This is a genomic window from Rhodoferax ferrireducens, assembly GCF_049302455.1.
Lineage (GTDB): Bacteria > Pseudomonadota > Gammaproteobacteria > Burkholderiales > Burkholderiaceae_C > Rhodoferax > Rhodoferax ferrireducens_B.
On record NZ_JBAQMD010000102.1, the window covers coordinates 1 to 23,202 of the forward strand.

The 23,202-nt window shown below is 59.0% G+C and carries 20 protein-coding genes and 1 other RNA gene; 17 read left to right on the plus strand and 4 right to left on the minus strand.

Annotated elements, in window-relative coordinates:
• The 5 genes from WA157_RS17215 to WA157_RS17235 form a co-directional block, all read left to right on the plus strand.
• A partial coding sequence (locus WA157_RS17215; protein ID WP_422622130.1) for an acyl-CoA dehydrogenase C-terminal domain-containing protein occupies window positions 1–1,790 on the plus strand: 1,790 nt, incomplete at its 5' end.
• Between the two features lie 16 nt (window positions 1,791–1,806).
• Entirely contained in the window at window positions 1,807–2,241 is a 435-nt protein-coding gene (locus WA157_RS17220) for a DUF2147 domain-containing protein (protein ID WP_422622131.1), read from the plus strand.
• A 91-nt stretch (window positions 2,242–2,332) separates the two neighbouring features.
• Entirely contained in the window at window positions 2,333–4,732 is a 2,400-nt protein-coding gene (locus WA157_RS17225; RefSeq protein WP_422622132.1) for a 3-hydroxyacyl-CoA dehydrogenase/enoyl-CoA hydratase family protein, read from the plus strand.
• A gap of 51 nt (window positions 4,733–4,783) precedes the next feature.
• A non-coding RNA gene (locus tag WA157_RS17230) (sX9 sRNA) lies at window positions 4,784–4,857 on the plus strand.
• Window positions 4,858–4,907: 50 nt separating this feature from the next.
• Complete coding sequence (locus WA157_RS17235) at window positions 4,908–6,104, plus strand: acetyl-CoA C-acyltransferase (protein ID WP_422622133.1); 1,197 nt, start codon at window positions 4,908–4,910, stop codon at window positions 6,102–6,104.
• 61 nt (window positions 6,105–6,165) lie between these two features.
• On the opposite strand, the gene WA157_RS17240 is transcribed toward WA157_RS17235, so the two are convergent.
• Window positions 6,166–7,359, minus strand: coding sequence for a YbfB/YjiJ family MFS transporter (locus WA157_RS17240; protein WP_422622134.1), 1,194 nt, complete (start codon window positions 7,357–7,359; stop codon window positions 6,166–6,168).
• A gap of 739 nt (window positions 7,360–8,098) precedes the next feature.
• On the opposite strand from WA157_RS17240, the gene WA157_RS17245 reads away from it, so the two are divergent.
• The 6 genes from WA157_RS17245 to WA157_RS17270 all read left to right on the plus strand — a co-directional run bounded on the left by WA157_RS17245 (window position 8,099) and on the right by WA157_RS17270 (window position 12,663).
• Window positions 8,099–8,677 (plus strand): hypothetical protein, encoded by a 579-nt coding sequence (locus WA157_RS17245; protein ID WP_422622135.1) that lies wholly within the window; start codon window positions 8,099–8,101, stop codon window positions 8,675–8,677.
• 493 nt (window positions 8,678–9,170) lie between these two features.
• The gene (locus WA157_RS17250; protein WP_422622136.1) at window positions 9,171–9,572 is read left to right on the plus strand and encodes a hypothetical protein; all 402 of its coding nucleotides are present in this window, start codon (window positions 9,171–9,173) and stop codon (window positions 9,570–9,572) included.
• A gap of 135 nt (window positions 9,573–9,707) precedes the next feature.
• Window positions 9,708–10,088 carry a hypothetical protein gene (locus tag WA157_RS17255; protein ID WP_422622137.1) on the plus strand — a complete coding sequence of 127 codons (381 nt, stop codon included), beginning with the start codon at window positions 9,708–9,710 and terminating at the stop codon, window positions 10,086–10,088.
• Window positions 10,089–10,181: 93 nt separating this feature from the next.
• A complete protein-coding gene (locus WA157_RS17260) occupies window positions 10,182–10,433 on the plus strand; it encodes a hypothetical protein (protein ID WP_422622138.1) in 252 nt (83 codons plus the stop codon).
• Window positions 10,434–10,983: 550 nt separating this feature from the next.
• Window positions 10,984–11,835 carry an acyl-CoA thioesterase gene (locus WA157_RS17265; RefSeq protein ID WP_422622139.1) on the plus strand — a complete coding sequence of 284 codons (852 nt, stop codon included), beginning with the start codon at window positions 10,984–10,986 and terminating at the stop codon, window positions 11,833–11,835.
• 63 nt (window positions 11,836–11,898) lie between these two features.
• A complete protein-coding gene (locus WA157_RS17270) occupies window positions 11,899–12,663 on the plus strand; it encodes an enoyl-CoA hydratase (protein ID WP_422622140.1) in 765 nt (254 codons plus the stop codon).
• A gap of 128 nt (window positions 12,664–12,791) precedes the next feature.
• Here the strand turns inward: WA157_RS17270 and WA157_RS17275 are convergent, their stop codons facing one another.
• A complete protein-coding gene (locus tag WA157_RS17275; RefSeq protein ID WP_422622141.1) occupies window positions 12,792–13,493 on the minus strand; it encodes a Crp/Fnr family transcriptional regulator in 702 nt (233 codons plus the stop codon).
• Between the two features lie 217 nt (window positions 13,494–13,710).
• On the opposite strand from WA157_RS17275, the gene WA157_RS17280 reads away from it, so the two are divergent.
• The 6 genes from WA157_RS17280 to WA157_RS17305 all read left to right on the plus strand — a co-directional run bounded on the left by WA157_RS17280 (window position 13,711) and on the right by WA157_RS17305 (window position 20,521).
• Entirely contained in the window at window positions 13,711–15,381 is a 1,671-nt protein-coding gene (locus tag WA157_RS17280; protein ID WP_422622142.1) for an FAD-dependent oxidoreductase, read from the plus strand.
• Entirely contained in the window at window positions 15,378–17,111 is a 1,734-nt protein-coding gene (locus WA157_RS17285) for a thiamine pyrophosphate-binding protein (protein WP_422622143.1), read from the plus strand. The genes WA157_RS17280 and WA157_RS17285 overlap by 4 nt, the downstream gene beginning before the upstream one ends.
• 133 nt (window positions 17,112–17,244) lie before the next feature.
• A complete protein-coding gene (locus WA157_RS17290; RefSeq protein WP_422622144.1) occupies window positions 17,245–17,922 on the plus strand; it encodes a TetR/AcrR family transcriptional regulator in 678 nt (225 codons plus the stop codon).
• Window positions 17,922–18,806: an SDR family oxidoreductase gene (locus WA157_RS17295; RefSeq protein ID WP_422622145.1), complete on the plus strand. Its 885-nt coding sequence runs from the start codon at window positions 17,922–17,924 to the stop codon at window positions 18,804–18,806. The genes WA157_RS17290 and WA157_RS17295 overlap by 1 nt, the downstream gene beginning before the upstream one ends.
• A 49-nt stretch (window positions 18,807–18,855) precedes the next feature.
• The gene (locus WA157_RS17300; protein ID WP_422622146.1) at window positions 18,856–20,022 is read left to right on the plus strand and encodes an acyl-CoA dehydrogenase family protein; all 1,167 of its coding nucleotides are present in this window, start codon (window positions 18,856–18,858) and stop codon (window positions 20,020–20,022) included.
• A 10-nt stretch (window positions 20,023–20,032) separates the two neighbouring features.
• Window positions 20,033–20,521, plus strand: coding sequence for a thioesterase family protein (locus WA157_RS17305; protein ID WP_422622147.1), 489 nt, complete (start codon window positions 20,033–20,035; stop codon window positions 20,519–20,521).
• A gap of 112 nt (window positions 20,522–20,633) precedes the next feature.
• Here the strand turns inward: WA157_RS17305 and WA157_RS17310 are convergent, their stop codons facing one another.
• Window positions 20,634–22,424: a hybrid sensor histidine kinase/response regulator gene (locus WA157_RS17310; protein ID WP_422622148.1), complete on the minus strand. Its 1,791-nt coding sequence runs from the start codon at window positions 22,422–22,424 to the stop codon at window positions 20,634–20,636.
• Window position 22,425: 1 nt separating this feature from the next.
• Window positions 22,426–23,028 (minus strand): response regulator, encoded by a 603-nt coding sequence (locus WA157_RS17315; protein WP_422622149.1) that lies wholly within the window; start codon window positions 23,026–23,028, stop codon window positions 22,426–22,428.
• Window positions 23,029–23,202: the final 174 nt, after the last annotated feature.

Sequence of the window (23,202 nt, forward strand, 5' to 3'; positions counted from 1 at the left end):
CCTATACCCCCCCCCTGCGTGACATGCAGTTTGTGATGCACGAAGTGCTCCACGTCGTCGACGATTTGACGGCCATCCCCAAGCACGCCGACATGGATGTTGACACCATCAACGCCGTGCTGGAAGAAGGTGGCAAATTTGCCGCCGAAGTGGCTTTCCCGTTGAACCAGAGCGGCGATGCCGAGGGCTGCAAGCTCGATCCGGTGACGCATGAGGTCACCACGCCCACCGGCTTCAAGGAGGCTTACGCCAAATACGTTGAAGGGGGTTGGCCCGCGCTGGCCTGCGACACCGCCTTTGGGGGTCAGGGTCTGCCGCACATCGTCAATCAGTGTTTCTACGAGATGCTCAACAGCGCCAATCAATCCTGGACCATGTACCCGGGGCTGACGCACGGTGCCTATGCGGCCCTGCATGCGCATGGCACCGAAGAGCAAAAGCAGACCTATCTGCACAAGATGACCAGTGGCGAGTGGCTCGGCACCATGTGCCTGACCGAGGCGCATTGCGGCACTGACCTGGGTCTGATGCGCAGCAAGGCCGAGCCGCAGGCCGACGGCACGTACAAAATAACGGGCGAAAAAATATTCATCAGTGCCGGCGAGAACGACATGGCCAGCAACATCATTCACCTGGTGTTGGCTCGTCTGCCCGATGCACCGGTCGGCATCAAGGGGGTGAGTCTTTTCATCGTGCCCAAGTTTCTGGTCAAGCAGGACGGCTCGCTGGGCGCTCGCAATGGTATTTACTGCGGCGGCCTGGAGCACAAGATGGGCATCTGTGGCAACGCCACGGCGCAACTGGTGCTCGACGGCGCGGTCGGCACCATGGTGGGGCAGCCCAACAAAGGCATGCAGGCCATGTTTGTGATGATGAACGCGGCGCGTCTGGGTGTTGGCAACCAGTCGCTCGGCCAGACGGAAGTGGCTTATCAGAACGCGCTGGCCTACGCCAAGGAGCGCATCCAGATGCGCTCGCTCACCGGTGTCAAGGCCAAGGACAAGCCGGCCGACCCGATCATCGTGCATCCGGACGTGCGCAAGATGCTGCTCACGGCCAAGGCCTATGCCGAAGGCGGCCGCGCCCTGTTGTGTTACAGCGCCATGTTGCTGGAAAAAGAGCACAGTCATCCTGACGAAAAAGTGCGCAAGGACGCTGGTGAGTTGCTGGCCATGCTGACCCCGATCGTCAAAGCCTTTATCACGGACAACGGCCATATTTCCACCAATGCCTGTATGCAGGTGTTTGGTGGCCACGGTTACATCAAGGACTGGGGCATGGAGCAGTTTGCGCGCGACAACCGCATCAACATGATTTATGAAGGCACCAACACCGTCCAGTCGCTGGACTTGCTGGGACGCAAAATCCTGGGCAACAACGGCGCCACCTTGCGCAAGTTCGGCAAGCTCGTTGGCCAACTGGTGGCCGAAGAAGGCGTCAACGAAAAGATGGCCGAATTCATCACCCCGATCGCCATTCTGGGCGACCAGATGACCAAGTTCACGACCGAAATCGGTTTCAAGGGCTTCCAGAACGCCGATGAAGTGGGCGCTGCCGCCGTGGACTACCTGCGCGTGGCCGGTCACCTGGTGTTTGGCTACTTCTGGGCCCGCATGGCGCAAGTGGCCTTGCGTGAAATTGCCGCCGGCAACACCGACTCCTTCTACCTGGCCAAGGTGCAGACGGCGCGCTTCTACTTTGCCAAACTGTTCCCCGAAACCGCCACGCTGATGCGCACGGCACGCGCCGGCAGCAAAGTGTTGATGGACACCGATGCCGCCCTGGCCTGAGAGCCAAGGAGCCCTTATGTCCAGGCAAATAGCTGCTGTTGTTTTGGCTGCGCTGGCATGGCCGGCGCTGGCCCAGATGACGCCCGTGGGCGTGTGGCGCACCGTGGATGACAAGACCGGTGAGGTGTCATCCGAGGTGCGCATCAGCGATAACGCGGGCGTGCTCTCGGGCCGCATCGAGAAACTGCTGCGCAAAGATGCCAGGCAGGACGATGTCTGCGACAAGTGTGCCGATGAGCGCAAAAACAAGCCGGTGTTGGGTCTGGAGATCATCCGTGGCGCCAAAAAATCCGATGGCAAGGAGGTTTGGGAAGGCGGCAAGATCCTCGACCCTGACAACGGCAAGGACTACACCTTGCGCCTGACGCCGATCGAAGACGGCAAGCAACTGCAGGTGCGCGGCTACATCGCGTTTTTCTATCGAACCCAAACCTGGACGCGCGTCCCGTAATCAATGAGCCGTTCGCCCTGAGCTTGTCGAAGGGCATTTGTGAACATATTCAAGGGCTTCGACAAGCTCAGCCCGAACGGAGATTAAATCAATGTCAAGATTCCAAGTCAAAAAAGTCGCCGTGCTGGGTGCCGGCGTGATGGGTGCGCAAATTGCCGCCCATTTGGTCAATTGCAAGGTGCCGGTCGTGCTGTTTGACCTGCCCGCCAAAGAAGGCCCCAAGAACGGCATCGTCACGCGCGCCATTGAGGGCCTGAAAAAGCTCAAGCCCGCGCCACTGGGCGTGGTTGAAGATGCTGCCTTGATCCAGCAGGCCAATTACGAAGAGCACATGGACCAGCTCTTGGACTGCGATCTGGTGATAGAAGCCATCGCCGAGCGCATGGACTGGAAGCTCGATCTGTACAGAAAAATTGCCCCTTTCCTGGCGCCGCACGCCATCGTGGCGTCCAACACCTCGGGCCTGTCGATCACCAAGCTCAGTGAAGTCCTGCCGGAAGAAATCAAGCCACGCTTTTGCGGCATCCACTTCTTCAACCCGCCGCGCTACATGATGCTGGTGGAGTTGATCAACAGCCCCACCACGCAGCCGCAGATCCTGGACGACCTGGAAGCCTTTGTCACCAGCAACCTGGGCAAGGGTGTGGTGCGGGCCAAGGATTCCCCCAATTTCATCGCCAACCGCGTGGGCGTCGCCGGTATGTTGTTGACCATGAAAGAGGTCGAGAATTTTGGCCTGAGCTATGACGTGGTCGATGACCTGACCGGCAAAAAATTGGGCCGCGCCAGTTCCGGTACCTTCCGCACCGCTGACGTGGTGGGGCTGGACACCATGACGCATGTCATCAAGACCTTGCAAGACACATTGACGCTTGACACCGATCCGTTCTATGAAAGTTTTGCCACCCCCGCGGTGCTCAAGACCTTGCTGGAAATGGGCAACCTCGGTCAAAAAACCAAGGCCGGCTTCTTCAAGAAAGTCGGCCGCGATGTGCTGCGTTTTGACGGCGAATCCAAAGAGTACGTGCCCGGTGGCCAGAAGGCCGACGAGGTCTATGCGCGCATGCTGAAAAAACCGGCCGCCGAACGGCTGAAATTGTTGCGTGACAGCGAAGGCGCGCAGGGCCAGTTCTTGTGGGCCATTTTGCGCAATGCCTTTCACTACGCTGCGGTGCACCTGGAAGCCATTGCTGACAATGCGCGCGACGTGGACTTCTGCATGCGCTGGGGCTTTGGCATGAAGCAGGGCCCGTTCGAGTTGTGGCAAGAAGCCGGTTGGCTCAACGTGGCCAACATGATCAAAGAGGATATCGACGCTGGCAAAGCCTTGTGCAAGGCGCCACTGCCCGCTTGGGTCTTCAAAGGCCCGGTGCTTGAGGCCGGTGGCGTGCACACACCGCAGGGTTCGTGGAACCCGAGCACGGGCCAATTTGTATTGCCGCGCAGCCTGCCGGTGTATACGCGCCAGCACTTCCCCGAGAGCGTGCTGGGTGCCGATGCGCCCAAGGCCCAAACCGCCGGCAAGACACTGTTTGAAGACGATGCAATTCGCCTGTGGACGCTGGCCGACGACGTAGTGATTGCCAGCATCAAGACCAAGATGCACGCCATTGGCCCGGCCGTGGTTGAAGGTCTGCTCAAGGGTGTGGAACTGGCCGAGGCCAGCTACCAGGGGCTTGTGATCTGGTCGAACGACGAGCTGTTTTCAGCCGGCGCTGATTTGCAGGCCATGCTGCCCGCCTTCATGATGGGTGGTGCCAAGGCGATCGATGGGGCTGAGCTGGAGATGCAAGAGGCCATGCTCAAGCTGCGCTATGCCAACGTGCCCGTGGTGTCGGCGGTGCGCGGCCTGGCGCTCGGTGGCGGCTGCGAGTTGGCGGTGTTTTCCGCCAAACGGGTGGTTGCCATGGAAAGCTATGTCGGTCTGGTGGAAGTGGGTGTCGGCCTGGTGCCCGGTGGCGGTGGGCTGACCTATATCGCCCGTCGCGCGGCTGAGAAAGCCGCCGCGTCTACCGGTAAAGACCTGCTGCCCTTCCTGACCGAAGGCTTCACCGCCGCGGCCATGGCGAAGGTGGGAACCAGCGCACTGGAGTCGCGCAAGCTCGGTTATGTGCTTGAGGGCGATGTGATCGTTCCACACAAGGACGAGTTGCTGTTTGTGGCCATCAACGAGGCCAAGGCGATGTTCAACTCGGGCTACCGGGCGCCGCAAAAGCGCCTGTTCGCGGTGGCGGGGCGCAGCGGCGTGGCCACCATCAAGGGCTCGCTGGTCAATATGCGCGACGGCGGTTTCATCAGTGCGCACGACTACCACATTGCCAGCCTGATTGCCAACGTGGTGTGCGGTGGTGATGTGGATGCCGGCAGCCTGGTCAGCGAAGAGTATCTGATGACGCTGGAGCGCCAGGCCTTCTGCTCGCTGCTCACGCACCCCAAGACGCAGGAACGCATCATGGGCATGCTCTCCACCGGCAAGCCAGTTCGTAACTGATAGAGCTACTGCGCGGTCACCATGCGTCGTTGGGCGGTGCTCGGAATCCTCACGTACGGGGGTACGTTCCGGTTCCTGTGCTCCGTCCGCCTAGCCTGATGACCGCTCGCTACGCTCTCTCAGTCACGAACTTCGTTCGATTAATCACTTTCGACTGTTATTGAAAAGAGTCACCATGAAACAAGTTCAAGAAGCCTATATCGTCGCCGCCACGCGTTCCCCCATCGGGCGCTCGCACCGGGGGTTTTTCCGCAACATGCGACCGGATGATCTGTTGGTCAGTGTGTTGCAATCCGCGCTGGCACAGGTGCCCACGCTGGACCGCAACATGATCGAAGACATGATCTGCGGCTGTGCCATGCCCGAAGGCCAGCAGGGCCTGAACGTGGCACGCACGGCAGTTGTGCTGGCCGGTCTGCCCACCAGCGTGGGCGGCATCACCGTCAACCGCTTTTGCGCCTCCGGCCTGTCGGCGATCCAGATGGCGGCTGACCGTATTCGCGTTGGTGAAGCCGAGGTGATGATTGCCGCGGGCGTGGAGAGCATGAGCATGGTGCCGATGGGCGGCAATGCGCCGTCCTTCTCGCCGCTGATGTTCGCCAAGGACGAGAACGTCGGTATTGCCTACGGCATGGGTCTGACCGCCGAGAAGGTGGCGACGCAGTGGAAGATCAGCCGTGAGGCACAGGACGCATTTGCACTTCAATCTCACCAGCGGGCACTCGCTGCGCAAGCGGCGGGTTACTTCGGCGCTGAAACGACGCCGATTGAAGTGACGGATCGCGCGCCCAATCTGGCCACCGGTGAGGTGATCGAGAAGAAGCGCACCGTCAGTGTGGACGAGGGCGCGCGCCCGGATACCTCGCTGGAAGGTCTGGCCAAGCTCAAGTCACCCTTTGCCGCACGCGGTACGGTGACCGCCGGCAATAGCTCGCAGACCTCGGACGGTGCCGGCGTGCTGATTTTGGCCAGTGAAAAAGCGGTCAAGCAATTTGGCTTGACACCGCTGGCGCGTTTCGTCAGTTTTGCCGCCAAAGGCGTGCCGCCCGAAATCATGGGCATTGGCCCGATCGAGGCGATACCCGCTGCGCTGCGTTATGCCGGTTTGAAGCAGGACGACATTGACTGGATCGAACTCAATGAAGCCTTTGCTGCCCAGTCGCTGGCCGTGATCAACACGCTCGGGCTTGACCAGTCCAAGGTCAACCCGATGGGTGGTGCCATTTCGCTGGGTCACCCGCTCGGCGCTACCGGTGCCATCCGCGCCGCCACCTTGATCCATGCGCTGCAGCGCAAGCAGCTCAAGTACGGCATGGTGTCCATGTGCATCGGCATGGGGCAGGGCGCCGCGGGTATCTTTGAGCGCGTCTAAGCGCTAAGTCAGATGAAGAAGGCCACGCACCAGTGGCCCTTTTTCGCAAAAAGTGTCTCTTTCAAGGCTGGCCCGATACACCCTGCGCGTCGCGCCGCTCCACCACCTTGAGCACAAACAGCAGTCCGACACCCAGCACCATGACACTGGCTGCCACATACAGACCAGCGTTGTAACTGCCAAACTGCGCCCCAATCATGCCGGTGATGGCCGGGCCCATGATTTGTGCAACACCGTACGAAAGCGTCATCTTGCCCATCATCTTGGCGGGCATGGTGGGGTAGTAGCGTCCGGCCATGCTCAGCACCAGGCTCACCATGCCGATGAAGGTGCCGCCAAACAGCAAGGCACCCAGCATGGCGGCCCACGGACCAGGCACCAGCACGGGCAACAAAATGCCCACAATCTGCAGCACAGCGGCCAAGATCAGCGCGTTCAAGTCACCGCTGCGCCGCGCGATTAAATCCCAATTGATGCAGGCCGGTGCCGCCCCGATGCCAATGGCCAAAAACGCCAGATTGCCCCACCCGGCCAAGCCAGGCAAATGGTTCACGATGGCCACGATAAAGGTCACGCTCACCACATAGCCAAAGCCGGCACAAAAATAGGCCGCCATGAACACACGCAAATACAAGGGGCTCGGAGGCTTGTCTTGCAGCTTCTGGCCGCTGCTGGTGAGGCCACTGGTGTCTGGTGGGGGCAACCAGCGTAGCGCAGGCACAAGCAGCACGCAGCCCACCGCAGTAAACGCAAACCATTGCTCACGCCAGTCGAGCCAGGGCGTGAATAACATCACGGCACCAGCACAACCCGCAATGCCCAGCCCAATGCCGGCAAAGTGGATGCCCATCTCGCTGCGGTGGTTGTGGCGGATGAGCCAGTTCATGATGAGCCCGGTGCCCAGCAGGATGGCCGCTGCGCTGGTCAGTCCCGCCACATAACGCGACAGCGCCCACACCACCAAATTCGTGCTCAAGCCCATCACCAGCGTGCTGACAATGGCCAGCACCATGCCGATGCGGTAAAGCCGGTCTTTGAGCACCAGGCTGCTGATGCGCGATGCAATCAGCGCACCGCTCAAATACCCCGCGTAGTTAATGGCTGCCAGCCAACCGGCTGCGGCCACACCCAGGCCGGCTTGTTGCTGCATCAGCGGCAGTAGCGGAGTGTAGGAAAAACGGGCCACGCCCAGCGCCAGGATCAAGCTGAAGATGCCGGCACTTAGCACCTTGAGGCGGGTGACGTGGTGAGTCATGGACGAACTTGCATGGAGTTGAGCGGGTAGGCATCGTACCTGTAAAGCAGGTTGCTCTGGTGACCAGGCTGCACTGGTCATTTTTGGCCATTAATTCACATCAGTGAAATCGGGACGAACGACTGCTTTCGAAAAAAGGGGGAGAGCCGCCCAAAAGTGACTTGAGTCCGCCCTGTAAAGGGCCTGGAATCAGTGTGGACCTGTCCCTCAACCTGAAAAGCTTGTCACTCCCGAGTCAACGGCTCTTGCAGACACGTTCCTGACATAGCGTTTGCCAAACTGCCTTCTCCAAAGCCGACATAGACATCTGCAGCCGGCGGTCGGCAATGTGGCTCTGATTCCGATGGTCGCTGCACCCCCAGCCGACCAGAAGCGGGTATTCGGGGTTGTTGCTCTAGAACGGCCGTTCGCTGAACCAAAGTCTCCATCGCGGTCGTTCAGCCCGAGAAATCAGGCGCCGCCAGTGGCCGACTCTTGAGCAGCGTGACGAGTCATTCATGTACGTTGTCTGCTGGGCTATAGTGCAAGCGGTGAATCGGCATATGCAACGGATTTTATGAACCGTGTTGACCTGACAACCGGATTAGCGAAATTTCCAGAACTTTTATTGCCCTTGACAATGAACGAAATTTGTTAGGGGTCTATATTTCTTGCGAGCTTCATGGCCCATATTTGGGAGACGCGGGCGGTCTCTCTATTGAGTTAGACCTCTTCACTTCGTCATCCGAAAGAGACCAAAATGACCAAGCCTCATATGCGAATTGCACTGCTCCTAGCCCTCGTTTTCGTTACGGCAACTGTTTCTGCCCAGCAAAATATCCGACCGAATGGCATCGGTGGCTGGGTCGTAGAAGATACAGGAGGCTGTGGCGGCCTGTACGGCGCCGCTCAAGGTATATGTATCGCCGAGCAGCAACGAGGGCAACAGCAGCAAGCGCAACTGCAGCAACTGATGCAACTACAGCAGATTGAAAATCAGAGACTGCAAAATGAGACATTGCGGGGCCAGATAGAGCAGCAATCTTCCATAGGACAGGTTGACTACTCCACGACGCCAGAATTTCGAAGTTGGCAGGCTGTAAATCCATGGTTTGGCAATGATCGTCCAAAGACCGAATTTTCCATACTTTATGCAAAACAGCTTCGACAGGAACGCCCTAATTTAGGGGCACGCGCATTCTTTGAGGAGATATCAGCCAAGGTGGCCGCGGTATTTGGTGATGGTCGCGCCACAACCACGGCGTGTGACACAAATGCAGACTGTCGGACCGGGCAGAGTTGTCGAAGTAAGAAGGGCGGCGGAGCAGAATGCCGATAAGCTGTGGGTTAACAATTCTTTGCTGCGACGGCCCAGAGACCTAACCTAGCGATCCAAGATGAGCGCGGTCGGCAAGCGGCGTGCACATGGAGGTCACGTTGAGTGGAGGTTGTCGCCAAAGTTGAATGAACGCCACCAGTCTGCTGGAGTCGGCAAAAATTGTCATACGCCGCCAGCCAAATTCAAAAATGCTCATCGAGCGAGACGGGCGCTCGAATTGCCTCGCAACGAAACATCCAGGTGCGCCGTCTGTTGGAATATAGTGCAGGCAACGAATTTCCTCATTCAACTGATCCAGCAGCTTGGTTTACTAAAAATTTGGCGTGCTGGTATTTCTGAAACTTTTATTCCCCCTGGACGCTCAAAAAGAAGGCGTCGAAAGCCCAATTTTGAATGGAGGTCTCCGTGCCTTTTCTGTTCCGACTTTGCGGTGATAAACGCCATATTGGGGAGATATTTCCGTGTCTCACCATATTGATTTAGCACCTTGCACATGAAACTCACGATCACCATCATCGCCGTGGCACTTATCGTAGCCCAGGTCGCGCCAGTCGCAATGGCACAAGATATCCAACGCGGTCTCAGAAACTACCAAGAGATCATGTCGGGCAAGAAGAAGCTTGAGCAGCTTCCACCTCAAGAGAGGCAGGAGGTGCTTATCGTATACCGCCGGATCAAAACGCAAAGCAGCAGTGGCAAGTCGGAGGAGTGTCGCGACTCGCTTTCACAAGCGGAAAGCGCGGCTTCCGAGCTAGCGGACTATGCGAGAAAGCTCCGGAATTGTGCCGAAGCACAGGACTTTGGTGATGACTGCAGCACCGAGTTTCGTCGCGTCAAAGATGCTCACAGTGACTACGAAGATGCGGTTTCATCAGTCAGTGGCGACTGCAACTAAGAGGCAGAACGTGGCCTTCGTCTTCGACCAAGTCGGGGTTAGCCTGGCGCTCAACGCCGTTTGCTTCGCTCGTTGGGCGCTGCGCGATAGAGCCGCACTGCTCCGGTTGTTTCTACGTTAGGAAAGCAGACAAAAATGACGATCACTCACGATATCGACGATGCAAGGGTGCTTCTTGAGAGAGCGGAGAATGAGGCAGATCCCGCTGTCAAAGCACAGTTCATCTTGGAGGCCATTGAACAACTTGATGATTGCGCGGCTGAAAACGCCTCCCCCTCCGAACGGACTCTGATCGCAAATCTGCGCGTTTCGCATACCCGTCGCCTTTTGACACAATTAACCACGTTTGGACCGGCATCAATGGACGCATGGCTCAGCTGCAATGCACTCCTGATTTTCTTTCTCAAAGACGAGGTGGACTTCGTCCTTAAGGAAAATGTCCAGCTAAAGAAGAGCTTCAAAGCGTTTCTGTTGCTTCGCCGCCGGGAGTTTTTGGAATCACTCGGTAAGAAATGAGGCCACCAGCCTAGAACTGGATCACGCGTGATATCCGACTCAACGAAACAGACAATTGACACCCTTTCCCTGGAGGAACTCCTCTATGAAGTCATGCAAGAAAGCCGCTCACGCTTTCAGGGCGACAACTACGGCTATGTATTAACTCGATTGGCATTAGTTAAACAACACGCCGCAGATGAATATCAAGTGAAGCAGCTTCATTTAGCCCAAGAGGCAAACGACATAGCCAAGTCCGCAAATGCGACTTCTGCGAAGGCATATCGTATGGCTGTGTTCTCGGTATTAATCGCAGTCGTGACTCTACTGGCCACAGTCATCGCAACAATGACTAATGCGCCCTAACCCGGCGGTGGAACCCTCTCATTTTGGTCGCTGGACGATTCGGTTTGAATTCGCGCAGCGCCGGTGGCCTACACGTTAGCGATCAGATCAAGGCATCACATAGGTTCGGATTCGACCGAGAAAAGAACTGCCGAAAGTTATACCAATTCATGTCTGACAGTATTATGTGACTTCACGAGCGGTTTCTGATCGGGAGGGAACTGGGTTGCTATATACCTGCCGGTCGCGACTGACCGTGCCCGCTGCAGCCCTGTCCTTCGCGAGCATCAAAACGTGCTTCGTTAACCAGGAACGTCGCCCGCAGAGATTGGGGCGTGGATCCCCGCCGATTTAGTTACGACATGACTTGCAAGCAAGTTAGTCTCCTCTGAAACTTCGTTTTCTGGGCGTTTGACAGTATGAGGCGGGGGCCCATGTCCCAACTTCGGCCAGCACGACCAGCGCCCGGAACTCAAAGAAGTTCGATACAACGTTAAGGTCAACAGCGTAGCAAAACCCGTCGTCACCCAGATGACGCCCTGCTGCCGGGTGTGCTGCGATACTGCGGTCCATGAGTTCACACCCTTTCGACACGGCGCTCACTTTGACGCCAGACTTTGACGCGGCACCCGACCAATTTTTGGGGCAAACCAGCCCGGCCTGGTGGAACATGGTGGGGCCTTTTGGTGGCATCACGGCTGCCATTGCCCTGAACGCCGTCATGACGCATCCCTCGCGTCTGGGCGACCCAGTGGCCTTGACGGTGAACTACACCAGCGCCCTGACAGCGGGGCCGTTCAAGGTCGTGGCCACGCCAGCGCAAACCAATCGCTCGACCCAGCACTGGGTCCTGGCCTTGCGCCAGACCGATGCCAACGGGGTGGACATTGTGGCCCTGACGGGCACCGCCATCACCGCCTTGCGGCGCGACACCTGGAGCGCCAGTGATCTGCCCTGCCCTGAAGTGCCCCGGCCCGACTCGCTGCCCCGCAACGCCGCGCCGGACGGGAAGCTGGCCTGGTTTGCGCGCTACGACATGCGATCAATTACGGGGCCGCTACCTTCCAAATGGGACGGTGGTGCAGCCAGTGCCGACCCGCAGCAGGCCAGTCTGACGCAGCTCTGGATTCGTGACGAGCCGCCGCGCCCGCTGGACTTCACATCCCTGGTGGCCATGGCCGACGGGTTCTTCCCGCGCGTCTGGTTGCGCCGGGCGCTGCTGGTGCCCGCCGGCACGGTGTCGCTGACGGTCTATTTTCATGCCGGGCCCGAACAGTTGGCCGAGTCCGGTACCGGTTTCCTGCTGGCGCAGGCACGCGGGCAGGGTTATCGCAACGGTTTTTTTGACCAAGCCGGGCAACTCTGGAATGCCGCCGGCAGCTTGCTGGCCACCACGCATCAACTGGTTTACTACAAAGAATAATGCTCCTCAACGGCAAACCGGATCCTGTGCGCGGAGCGCTTACAAAAAATTGAACGAGACAACATGACGGACTTATTGATCGATACCAGCGCCGGTGTGATGACCATCACCCTGAATCGTGTGAGCAAAAAAAACGCCCTCACCCAGGCCATGTATGCGGCCATGGCTGACGCCTTGCAGCAGGCGCAAACCGACGCGCAGCTTCGTGCCCTTGTCTTTCAAGGGCATGAGACGATTTTCAGTGCCGGCAACGACATTGGAGATTTCTTGCATGCGCAGGCGGCCACGCAAGACTCGCCGGTTTTTCGTTTTTTGCGCGTCATCAGCACCTTTCCCAAACCCATAGTTGCGGCGGTCTGCGGACCGGCCGTGGGCATCGGCACCACCATGCTGTTTCATTGCGATCTGGTTTATGCCGGTGACAACGCTGCGTTTTCCATGCCGTTCGTGAATCTGGGCCTGTGCCCGGAAGCCGGATCGAGTTACCTGGCGCCGCAGTTGATGGGTTATGGCCGTGCGGCCGAGGCCTTGCTGTTGGGCGAGCCGTTCCTGGCCGAGTCCGCGCTGGAGATGGGGCTGATCAGCCGCATTGTGCCGCCGACCGAGGCCAATGCGCTGGCGCAACGCCAGGCCCGCAAGCTGGCCGCCAAACCCCTGAGCGCCTTGATTGAAACCAAGCGATTGATGAAAAAAGGGCAGGCCAGCGTGGTGGCCGAGCGCATGGTGGAAGAGGGCGCCAGCTTTGGCCGCCTGCTGCGCGAACCGGCGGCACGCGAGGCGTTCACGGCGTTCATGGAAAAGCGCAAACCGGATTTTTCAAAAGTTTAGATAAAATCGGGCTCTAGCCCCCGTCTGATATGGGTAGGCAGCTATTATTTTAATAGCTAAATAATTCTTGGGAGAATTCAGCAGGCCTGAACTGAATCGGACCGACAGCGACGTCAATACCGGCTACTTCATCTGCCTAGCGCTTCGAGCTTGCGCAAATCCAGAATCTCGATTGACCCTCGATGGCGGCGGATGGATCCCGCGTCTTCCAGCTCCCTTAGAGATTGATTCACGGTCTGGCGGGACAGTGACAACATCAGTCCGAGCTGTTCCTGCGAGATGGAAATCACGCGGCTGGTATGGTCAGTCCAGGCACCGTAGCCTTTGGCCATGCTCAACAGTCTTCTTGCCAGTCGGGCAGTAGGTGGCAAGAGAAAGATGTCCTCCATGGCAACGAAGACAGAGCGTAACTTCTGCGTCAGCAGGCGGCCAAAATGCCGCCAGTCATCGGGTCGCTCTGACAGCATTTTCTCCAGTGTTGGTTGTGAAACCCGGAGCAATTTCGCATCTGACTCTGCCCACGCGTCATGGGTTCGCGGCTCGTTGTCAAACAAGGCAATCTCACCAAACCATTGTGGCGATTCAAGCATGGCCAAGATGGCTTCCTGGCCATTTTCAGTAATGCCCGTCACCCGGACAACACCTGTCAATACGCAGTAAATCCCGTCAGGTGCGTCACCTCGCGCAAACAGGCGTTGGCCCGCTGCAATGGTTCGGATTTCAGCATTGACCAATAGCGCTTCCCGCAATGCCTGCGGTAAGGAGGCGAACCAACCCCCTGGGACAGTCAACGCGGCCAAATCAGACTGGAGATTGATGTGAGTAGACATGTTTGCGTCTTGTGTCGGGTGCCCGACATAGCGCGTCGTTGGGATGGCGGATCATAGAGGCATTACGAGAGGGGAACTCCGCGACGACTGCTGCGCGGCCATCGCATCTATGCATCACCGGAGAGGATGCCACCGGGTAACCGTGCGATTTTTGATCTTGACCCGGAATGAAACTTGACAGTCAATCAACGTGCTTGAACAAAGGAAGCAGACAGCAATGCAAAAAGCGATTCAATCTGACGTGCTGGTGATTGGCGGTGGCCTGGCCGGCATCGTGACGGCCATCGAGTGCCTGCGAGCTGGCAAAACCGTCACCCTGGTCGACCGCGACACACCCGAGCGACTGGGGGGCTTGGCCTTGTGGGCGTTCGGCGGCATGGCACTGGTCGATACCCCGGTACAGCGGCGCATGAAGATCAAGGACTCTGCGGAAATTGCGCTCAAAGACTGGTTGCGCTTTGGCGAGTTGGCTGAGGACGACGTACTGCCCCGCCAGTGGGCGTCCTACTATGTGGAGCACTCGCGCGTACAGGTCTATGACTGGCTGACGGAGAGCGGACTCTCCTTCATGCCAGCGGTGAATTGGGTCGAACGTGGCATGCAGGGCAATGGCAACACACTGCCGAGATACCACGTCGTCTGGGGCACGTCGCAACGACTTATGCGGCGCATGATTGAGCTGATGCGCCAAGCCGACACCGGGAACCGTTTGACCGTCCTGCACGACCACGAGGTCACGGAGCTGGAGTCGACCAATGGTGTGACGGTTGGCGCCAATGCGATCAATCACGCGACCGGCCAACATGTGCAAATGGCAGCACAAACCGTCGTACTGGCCATGGGCGGCATCAATGGCAGCCTGGAGCAAACCCGAGCCAATTGGATCCAGGGTCGCCCCATGCCGGCAAGCATGCTCAACGGTGCCCACCCGTATGCCAATGGAAAACTCCATCACCGCGTTGCAGGGCTTGGTGCGCAGATGACCCATGCTGGCGAAATGTGGAACTATGCTGCCGGTGTGCCCCATCCAAAGCCCCACTTTGAAGGCCATGGCCTGTCCATCATTCCCTGCAAATCCGCCCTGTGGCTGAACCACCGGGGGGAACGCATTGGGCCGGAACCTCTGGTGGTGGGATTTGACACGCACACACTTTGCCAGCGCGTTGCGGCGCAGGAAAAGCCCTATGTCTGGCACCTGCTGAACTGGCGCATTGCGATCAAGGAGTTGGCCTTGTCGGGTGCCGAACACAACCAGCGCATCCGCGACCACCAGACACTGATGTTCCTGAAAGAAACCTTGTTTGGCAATCACCGCTTGGTGAAACAGATGGTCTGCGAGAGTCGTCATTTTCTGGTGGACGATACGCTGGCGGGACTGGCCGCCAAGATGAACGCGCTGGCTGGAACCCATGACGTTCACGCGGACGTCCTGCAGAAAACTGTGGATGCGTTTGATGCCAACTTTGCGCTTGGCGACAAACTTTACAACGACGAGCAGATCCGCCGCATCGAACACGCACGCCACTGGGGGCCTGACAAGATGCGCACCTGCAAGCCGGCACCGCTGCAGGCGCGCGGGGCAGGTCCTTTCATGGCCATCCAGACGCAACTCATCACGCGCAAAAGTCTGGGCGGCTTGCAGACCGACTTGCAAAGCCGGGTGCTCGATGCCGGCGGTCAGGCGATGGAAGGCTTGTATTGTGTGGGCGAAGCTGCGGGCTTCGGCGCGGCGGTGGTGCTTGCGGAAAACGCTCCCTGGAGGGCCCTTCCTGCCCGGCTGCATCCTGACGGCACGTTCTGCCGCACGCTCCATCGTTGCCGGGCGCGGTCTGTCGCGGGCCTGACGAGCCGAAACTTTAACAATTACTTCTTGGAGACATCAGCATGAAAAAGACTGGCGCTTGGCTGGCACGTTACGCCCTGGAGCAACTGGGCATCCGCTACACCTTTGGCATCCCCGGAGTGCACAACACCGAGCTCTATGACGAGCTCAACAAGTCAGAGCTGATCACGCCCATGCTGGTGAGCCACGAAGGTGGTGCCTCCTTCATGGCCGACGGTTTGAGCCGCCTGTCGAATTCGGTGGGCACGCTGGTGGTGGTGCCGGCTGCAGGTTTGACCCATGCAGCCAGTGGCATTGGCGAAGCCTTTTTGGACGGCGTGCCCATGCTGGTGATTTGTGGCGGCATTCGCACCGACATTGACTGGAAGTTCCAATTGCACGAGATGGATTTGCACCAGTTCATGAAGGGCATCACCAAAGCCACCTACAAGATTGAACACACCCGCGACGTGGTCTCCACGCTGTTTGAAGCCTATCGCGTGGCCACCACAGGAGAGCCCGGCCCGGTGTTTATCGAATTGCCAATGAACGTACAAATGTTCCCCAATGATGTGGGTGAACTGCCGCGCTGGGCTGCCCCGGCCTTGCCGGAGCCGGCCGCAGCCAGCCAGATTGATGCCGCCGTGGCGTTGCTGAAAAACGCCAGGAGGCCGGGCCTCTTCGTGGGCTGGGGCGCACGCGACTGCTCAGCAGATTTGATGGCCTTGGCCGGCCACCTGCAGGCCCCGGTAGCCACTACCTTGCAAGGCTTCTCGGTGTTCCCGGCGAGCCACCCATTACACGCGGGGTTCAGCTTTGGGCCGTCAGCGGTGCCGGCGGCACGCAACGCGTTTGTCGATTGCGACGTGCTGCTGGCCGTCGGCACCCGGTTTGGTGAAATCGCGTCGGGCAGTTTTGGCCTGACGGTACCGCCGCAGTTGATTCACGTTGACATCTGCTCCCATGTCTTCAACGCCAACTACCCGGCCCAAGTGGCAATTGAGGGTGACGCCAGGGTGGTGGTGCCACAACTGTTGGCCGCCTTGCGCCGGGTCCAGCCCGCGCCGCGTGCCGAGACGGGATTGGCAGGCCGCATTGCCGCCGACAAAAAAGCCTACCGCCAAACCTGGTACGACCACGACAGCAAAGGCCGTGTCAACCCGGCGCGCTTTTTTGACGCGCTGCGTGCCGCCACGCCGGCAGACGCCGTGTCCGTGGTGGACGACGGCAATCACACCTACCTGACCGCTGAACTGTGGCCCATTTTGACGGCCAAGTCGGGTATTCTGCCCAGCGATTTCAACGCCATGGGCTATTCCATCCCCGCCGCCATGGGTGCCAAGCTGGCACGCCCTGACGTGCCGGTGAACTGCATCGTCGGTGACGGGTGTTTTCGCATGACCTGCATGGAAATCATCACCGCGACGCAGTACCAACTGGGCGTGGTGTATTACGTGTTCTGCGATGGCGAGCTGTCGCAGATTTCACAGGCGCAGGAGATTCCGTACAACCGAAAACCGTGTACGGTGCTCAGTACCATCGTGATTGATGGGGTGGCCCGCGCAGTGGGCGCCGGCTACTTCAAGATTGCCACCGATGCCGACCTGACCGACAAGATTGCCGCAGCGAACGCCATGGCCAAAACAGGTCAGCCGGTGATTGTGGAAGTAAGCATGGATTACAGCAAACGCACGGCGTTTACCGAAGGCGTGGTCAAGACCAACTTCCAGCGTTTTACGCTCAAACAAAAAGCCCGTGCTCTGGGCCGTGCTGTGGTGCGCAAGGTAACTGGTTGAGCTCGGTGTGTGCCCCGCATGCGCTAGGCGGCAAAGCCGCGGACCGACCTGAAAAAATAGGATAGTTCCGCTTCAATATTTTCACAAAGCAAACGCTTGCTAAAAATAAATAATCTGGGTATGCTTCGGAACAATGACTGTTCCAGCCTCACCCATTAATCACGAATCCGGGCTGCTGGCCCACCCTGCCCCCAAGCGCGCTCGCGGGCGCCCGCGCAAGACCGAGGACGAGCGCGACGACGGCAATCGTCGGCATCAATTGCTCACCGCAGCCGCCCGGCTGTTTCGTGACAAAGGCTTTGACGCCACCAGCACGCGCGACATCGCAGCCGCCGTCGGCATGCACAGCGGCTCGCCTTTTTATCACTTCAAAAGCAAGGACGCGCTGTTGCTGGCGGTGATGGAGGAGGGCATGCGCTCGGCCCTGGCGCGCCAGGCCGATGCACTGCATGGTCCAGCGTCAGCGGCAAGTGAACCCCTGGTGCAGATCCGGCGCCTGATCCGGGCCCACTTCGACACATTGCTGGGGCCGGGCAACGATTTCATCCCTGTGATGCTGTATGAACATCGGTCCTTGAATGCGCGCCAGCGTGCGTCGCTGGCCATGCTGCAAGTGGCCTACGAATCAGCCTGGACGCCGGTGCTCGAAGCCCTGCACGCGAGTGGCCATTTGCGTGCCCCGGTCAAGCTTTCAAGGCTGTTGATTCTGGGGGCGCTGAACTGGTCGGTGCAGTGGTTCGATGAAAAAAAAGGCGCGTCGCTGGATGAATTGACCGATGCCGCCATGGCTTTGTTTTTGAAGGAATCCTGATGAACTATCAATCTGTCTTCGCGCCGGGTTTGTTTGCGGGTCAGGTGATGCTGGTGACGGGCGGCGGCTCCGGTATTGGCCGTTGCGTGGCGCATGAACTGGCGGCGCTGGGTGCGCATGTGGTGCTGATCGGGCGCAAGGCCGACAAGCTGCAAAGCGTCGTCGATGAAATCTACCAGGACGGCGGCGTCGCCAGTTTTCACGTCTGCGACATTCGGCAGGAGCCGACGGTCAAGCAGACGGTAGCGGCCGTGGTGGCCGCGCACGGGCGCATTGACGGCCTGGTCAACAACGCCGGTGGCCAGTACATGATGCCGCTGGAAGCCATCAGCGCCAAAGGCTGGGAGGCGGTTCTCAACACCAACCTGACCGGTGGCTTTTTGATGGCGCGCGAGTGTTTTTTGCAGTCCATGGCCAGGCACGGCGGCAGTATCGTCAATATTGTGGCTGACATGTGGGGCTCGATGCCCGGCATGGGGCACAGTGGCGCTGCGCGTGCCGGCATGGTCAGTTTCACCGAAACCGCTGCGCTTGAATGGGCCGGTCGGGGGGTGCGGGTCAATGCGGTGGCGCCCGGCTACATCGCCTCCAGTGGCATGGACCATTACCCGCCCGAGATGGGTCCGATGCTGCGCGAGATGACCCAGACCATTCCGTTGGGACGCTTTGGTACCGAGGCTGAAGCGTCAGCCGGTATTGTTTTTCTGCTCAGCCCCGCGGCCGCTTTTATCAGCGGCAGCACGCTGCGCATCGACGGCGCCCGGCCGCAGGTGCGCATGGGCTGGCCCATGCGGGTGGCGTCAAAAGAAGCGTTGCAGCGCGATGCCATCAAGCCGTTTAATGGTTTTCACCGCGCCCGGATGCCCAAGGTTTTGTCGATCTGAACGGCCCCCGTTGTCGCACGCCAGATCAAGATTCACTGCCAAGGAAAGTATGCCGATGCCCGAGATTCTGGATGAGGATGTGCGCCTGCTGGAGGATGCGGCGCGCCGCTTCGCACTGACCGAGATTGCCCCCCATGTCAACGATTGGGAAGAAGCGGGTGAATTCCCGCGCCGCTTGTACCGCCATGCCGCCGAGCTGGGTTGGCTGGCCCTGGGTTACCCCGAAGCCTTGGGCGGCACGCCCAGCCCGTGGCATTTGCGCAATGCCATGACGGTGGCGCTGGCGCGCTTTGGGGGCAGCGGTGGGTTGATGGCCGGTTTGTTCAGCCACAACATCGGTTTGCCGCCGCTGATCCGGCACGGCAGTGCGGCGTTGCAGCTGGAAGTGGTGCCGCCGGTGCTGCGCGGTGAAAAAATTGCGGCACTGGCCATCACCGAGCCCGGCGGGGGCACCGATGTGTCGGCGCTGCGCACCACAGCGCGGCTTGAGGGTGACGATTACGTGGTGGATGGGGACAAGATATTCATCACGTCCGGCATGCGGGCTGACTGGTTCACGGTGGCGGTACGCACCGACCTGAAAGACAAAGGCCCGGGCGGCATCTCGATGCTGATGGTGCCGGGCGATGCGCCTGGCTTGTCGCGCAGTCCCCTGAGAAAAATGGGTTGGCTGTGCTCCGACACGGCGCAGCTGCGCTTCGACGGGGTGCGTGTGCCGGCCCGTTATCTGGTGGGCGAAGAAGGCGCGGGTTTCAAGATGATCCTGACCAATTTCAACGGTGAGCGCCTGTCCATGGCCGCCATGGCGCTGGGTTTTTCAGAATGCTGCTATGACGAGGCGCTGGCCTGGGCGCGTCAGCGCAAGACCTTTGGCATGGCGCTGGTGGATCATCAAGTGATTCGCCACAAGCTGATGGACATGAAGATGCGCATCGAATCCACCCGCGCCTGGCTCAACGCCGTGTCGGCGCGCGCGGATTCTGGAGACAAGGCGGCGAAGGGCGCGGAGTGGGTCGCGCAGGTCTGCCTGCTCAAGAACCACGCGACGCAGACGATGCAGTTCTGCGCCGACCAGGGCGTGCAGATCCTGGGTGGCATGGGCTTCATGCGCGGTGTTGCCTGCGAGCGCATCTACCGCGAGGTCAAGGTGATGATGATTGGCGGCGGTACCGAAGAAATCATGAAAGAGTTGGCCTCGCGTCAGCTTCGGTTGTGAGAATCAGACCATGACCAAACACATTGAAGTTGAACCAGAGGTTGAGTTCGAGGACGAATTCGTCACCGGACTGAAAAAAGTCTTTGAGGAAATGATTGTTTTCAACCAGGTGCTGGGCCTGAAGATCACATCGCTCAAATCGACCCAGGTCCGGGGGCGCATCGACATGAAACGCGACCTGATTGGCCACTTCAGCTTCAACCGGCTTCACGGCGGCGTCATCAGCGCCGGCCTTGATGCCATGGGCGGCCTGGCCGTGATGGCCGCCATTGGTGCGCGGCACATGGATGAGACCCCCATGCAGCGACTGCACCGCTTTGCCAAGCTCGGCACCATTGATTTGCGTGTCGACTATCTGCGTCCAGGCATTGGTGAGTACTTTGAGTTGCGCGCTGAAGTGATGCGACTGGGCTCGCGCGTGGCCTCGACCCGCATGGAGTTTCTGGGCGCTGACGGCAAACTGCTGTCAACCGGCTCAGGCGCTTACATCGTGTCGTAACGCCCGCCCGGCTGTGGGCTGAATAATTTATAACAAATCAGGCTCTAGCCCCCGTGGTATATGCGTGAGTAGCTCTTTTAAATATAGCGCCATAGTGTGTTTGCCAGCGGGCTCAACCAAGCTGTGGTGCATCGTTTGACCTCATTTGAGGCGGCAGCGCCGTCACCAGCCCCTGGTACAGATGGCTCGGTGAAACCGGTTTGTGTAGCAACGTGATGCCGCTGGCCAGTGCTTCGCGCAGTCGATCAGGGGCGGTGTCGCCGGTAATCAGCAGGGCTGGCAAAGCGTCTCCCAATAAGGCACGCAGCGCTTGGATCGCCTCGACGCCGGTGCGCTGCTCGCGTAATCGGTAGTCGCTGATGACCACCTCGGGCGCATGAATGCGCGCCAGTGCCAAAGCCTCTTCAATGCTGGCTGCAGCCTCGCAAGCACAGCCCCAATCCTGAAGCAGGTGCATCATCCCGGCGCGCACGCTTTCTTCGTCATCGATCAAGAGCACGCGCACATTCAGCCTGGCGGGTTTGCTTTGCTCCGGCAAGACCGGTTCAAGCGGCAAAGTGGCTGCTGCGATGGGTACAAGCAGCCGAAACACACTACCCTGCTGCACCTTGGACCTCAACGACAAGGGATGCCCCAGCGCGCGTGCCAAACCGTCCACAATAGCCAGCCCCAAACCCAGACCTTTGCGTCGATCACGCTCTGGATTGCCCAATTGATGAAATTCGCGAAAGACCTCACTTTGCTGCGTGGGCTCAATGCCGATGCCGGTGTCCCAGACTTCCAGCACCGCATCACCTGAGTGCTGTCGGCAAGTCACCAGCAAGCCGCCCTGTGTGGTGTAGCGGATTGCGTTGGAAATCAAATTGCGCAGAATCATCTCAATCAGGGCCGGATCAGACCAGAGCACCAGCGCACTCTCGCGCGAGCGGTAGTCCAAACCCTTGGCGTCTGCCTGCTGGACAAATTCACGCTCAATCTTGTTGAGCAGTGTTTGCACCCTGAACGCGCGCACTTGCGGTTCAACCACACCGGCCTCAATGCGAGAAAAATCAAGCAGCGTATTGAGCATCTCGGCCGACGCCTCGCTGGCTGCTCTGGCGCTGGCCAGCAACTCGCGCTGATGAGGACTGAGCTGCGAGCGCGACAGTACCTCCAGGAACAGGCCCTGGGCATGAACAGGTTGACGCAAATCGTGGCTGGCAGCGGCAAGAAATTTGGACTTGGCGGCATTGGCCTGTTCAGCCTCGCGCTGTGCGTCCTTGGAAAGCTTTGATTCCTGGCGCAATTTCTCCAAAAGGTCCTGGTTCTCAAAGCGCAAGTCAATGGACGAGTGGACCAATCGCGCCAGGTTGGCGGCCTGCCCGAGCATGACCAGTCCATACAAAATAATCACTCCACCCAGGCTCCATTGAGCCGGATCACTCATGAACCACAGTTTGCTGACGACCACAGCCATTTGGGAGAACAGAAAGGCCAGGTACAAGCGCAGTATCGGCCCCTGGGTCGAAACGGCCCCTGCCGCCATACCCGCCATCAAGGCAAACACCAGCACACCGCCTGCCAGCGTCACGGTGTCGAAGGTGATCCACACCAGAGACCCCCACAGGGAACCACCCACCAGATTGATCACCAACAGCACACGCACCACTTGCGGCGCCTGTGCCTGAGTCAAGCCCGAGGCCAGCTTGCGCTGCGCGTAGCGAAACCAGTTCAGGTTCGACAAGATGATGGCGCCCGCCCAGAGCCGCAGATAGGGCGCATTGGTGGCGTTGGACAAAGTCCAGACAATGCACAGTGAGACCACAAAAACCGGCAACACGGTGCTGCGCACATTGCGCAACATCAAATGCAGCTGCTGCACCAGGACGCGCCCCTCGGCCAGCCCTAACAAATTACTCTTCATGTCAGTCAATCAGACTTTGCTGACGCGCCGCAAACACCGCTTCAGCGCGACTGATCACGCCAAAAAACTGGAGGATGTCCTGCACATGCCGACGCACTGTGTTGTCAGAGAGCGTCAATTTGCGCGCAATGAGTTTGTTGGAGAGCCCTTGATGCAGCAGATTGAGCACCTCGGATTGGCGCGCGGTCAGGCACTTTTGCGTCATGTTCTCGGCCGAGCCAGCCAGTTTCGGAAAATTCCCTTTCAACACCGCGTGGATCGTCGCCACAATCTTGTCGCCCGTCTCAGCCTTCGACACAAAACCAACAGCACCGCGTGCCAAGGCCAAACGCACAGTTTCGGGCTCATCCTGCGACGACAACATCAACACCGGCACCAGTGGCCACTTGCGCTTGAGCAGCGCCAAGCCTTCGAGCCCACTCAGGCCCGTAAGCCGGATGTCGAGCAGCACCAGATGCAGATCATCGGGCGCGCTGCTGGTCGCTTCATCCAATGAGCCCGCTTCAAAAATAAGAGCTGCCGGTATTGCGCTGCTGATCACCAGACTCAGCCCGGTACGAAACATGGCGTGATCGTCAATGAGCAAGAGGCGGGGCGCAGTCATGGCGGCCATTAAACCACCCAATCATTCGACGGCGTCTGGTCTAAATGGACCATTTCAAAGAGACGCCTTGTTTCGTACAGTGGCCTTCAAGAATTGACCTTCATCAATCCTTGCGAATGGGCAAAGGATCCAGCCATTAAAAGCCAGAGCACACAGAATCCAGCCAAGGCGATG

Bases quoted from the DNA above. Each gene is read 5' to 3' on its own strand.
- WA157_RS17220 (WP_422622131.1), top strand. From the start codon at position 1,807: ATGTCCAGGCAAATAGCTGCTGTTGTTTTGGCTGCGCTGGCATGGCCG.
- WA157_RS17225 (WP_422622132.1), top strand. From the start codon at position 2,333: ATGTCAAGATTCCAAGTCAAAAAAGTCGCCGTGCTGGGTGCCGGCGTG.
- WA157_RS17235 (WP_422622133.1), top strand. From the start codon at position 4,908: ATGAAACAAGTTCAAGAAGCCTATATCGTCGCCGCCACGCGTTCCCCC.
- WA157_RS17240 (WP_422622134.1), bottom strand. From the start codon at position 7,359: ATGACTCACCACGTCACCCGCCTCAAGGTGCTAAGTGCCGGCATCTTC.
- WA157_RS17245 (WP_422622135.1), top strand. From the start codon at position 8,099: ATGACCAAGCCTCATATGCGAATTGCACTGCTCCTAGCCCTCGTTTTC.
- WA157_RS17250 (WP_422622136.1), top strand. From the start codon at position 9,171: ATGAAACTCACGATCACCATCATCGCCGTGGCACTTATCGTAGCCCAG.
- WA157_RS17255 (WP_422622137.1), top strand. From the start codon at position 9,708: ATGACGATCACTCACGATATCGACGATGCAAGGGTGCTTCTTGAGAGA.
- WA157_RS17260 (WP_422622138.1), top strand. From the start codon at position 10,182: ATGCAAGAAAGCCGCTCACGCTTTCAGGGCGACAACTACGGCTATGTA.
- WA157_RS17265 (WP_422622139.1), top strand. From the start codon at position 10,984: ATGAGTTCACACCCTTTCGACACGGCGCTCACTTTGACGCCAGACTTT.
- WA157_RS17270 (WP_422622140.1), top strand. From the start codon at position 11,899: ATGACGGACTTATTGATCGATACCAGCGCCGGTGTGATGACCATCACC.
- WA157_RS17275 (WP_422622141.1), bottom strand. From the start codon at position 13,493: ATGTCTACTCACATCAATCTCCAGTCTGATTTGGCCGCGTTGACTGTC.
- WA157_RS17280 (WP_422622142.1), top strand. From the start codon at position 13,711: ATGCAAAAAGCGATTCAATCTGACGTGCTGGTGATTGGCGGTGGCCTG.
- WA157_RS17285 (WP_422622143.1), top strand. From the start codon at position 15,378: ATGAAAAAGACTGGCGCTTGGCTGGCACGTTACGCCCTGGAGCAACTG.
- WA157_RS17290 (WP_422622144.1), top strand. From the start codon at position 17,245: ATGACTGTTCCAGCCTCACCCATTAATCACGAATCCGGGCTGCTGGCC.
- WA157_RS17295 (WP_422622145.1), top strand. From the start codon at position 17,922: ATGAACTATCAATCTGTCTTCGCGCCGGGTTTGTTTGCGGGTCAGGTG.
- WA157_RS17300 (WP_422622146.1), top strand. From the start codon at position 18,856: ATGCCGATGCCCGAGATTCTGGATGAGGATGTGCGCCTGCTGGAGGAT.
- WA157_RS17305 (WP_422622147.1), top strand. From the start codon at position 20,033: ATGACCAAACACATTGAAGTTGAACCAGAGGTTGAGTTCGAGGACGAA.
- WA157_RS17310 (WP_422622148.1), bottom strand. From the start codon at position 22,424: ATGAAGAGTAATTTGTTAGGGCTGGCCGAGGGGCGCGTCCTGGTGCAG.
- WA157_RS17315 (WP_422622149.1), bottom strand. From the start codon at position 23,028: ATGACTGCGCCCCGCCTCTTGCTCATTGACGATCACGCCATGTTTCGT.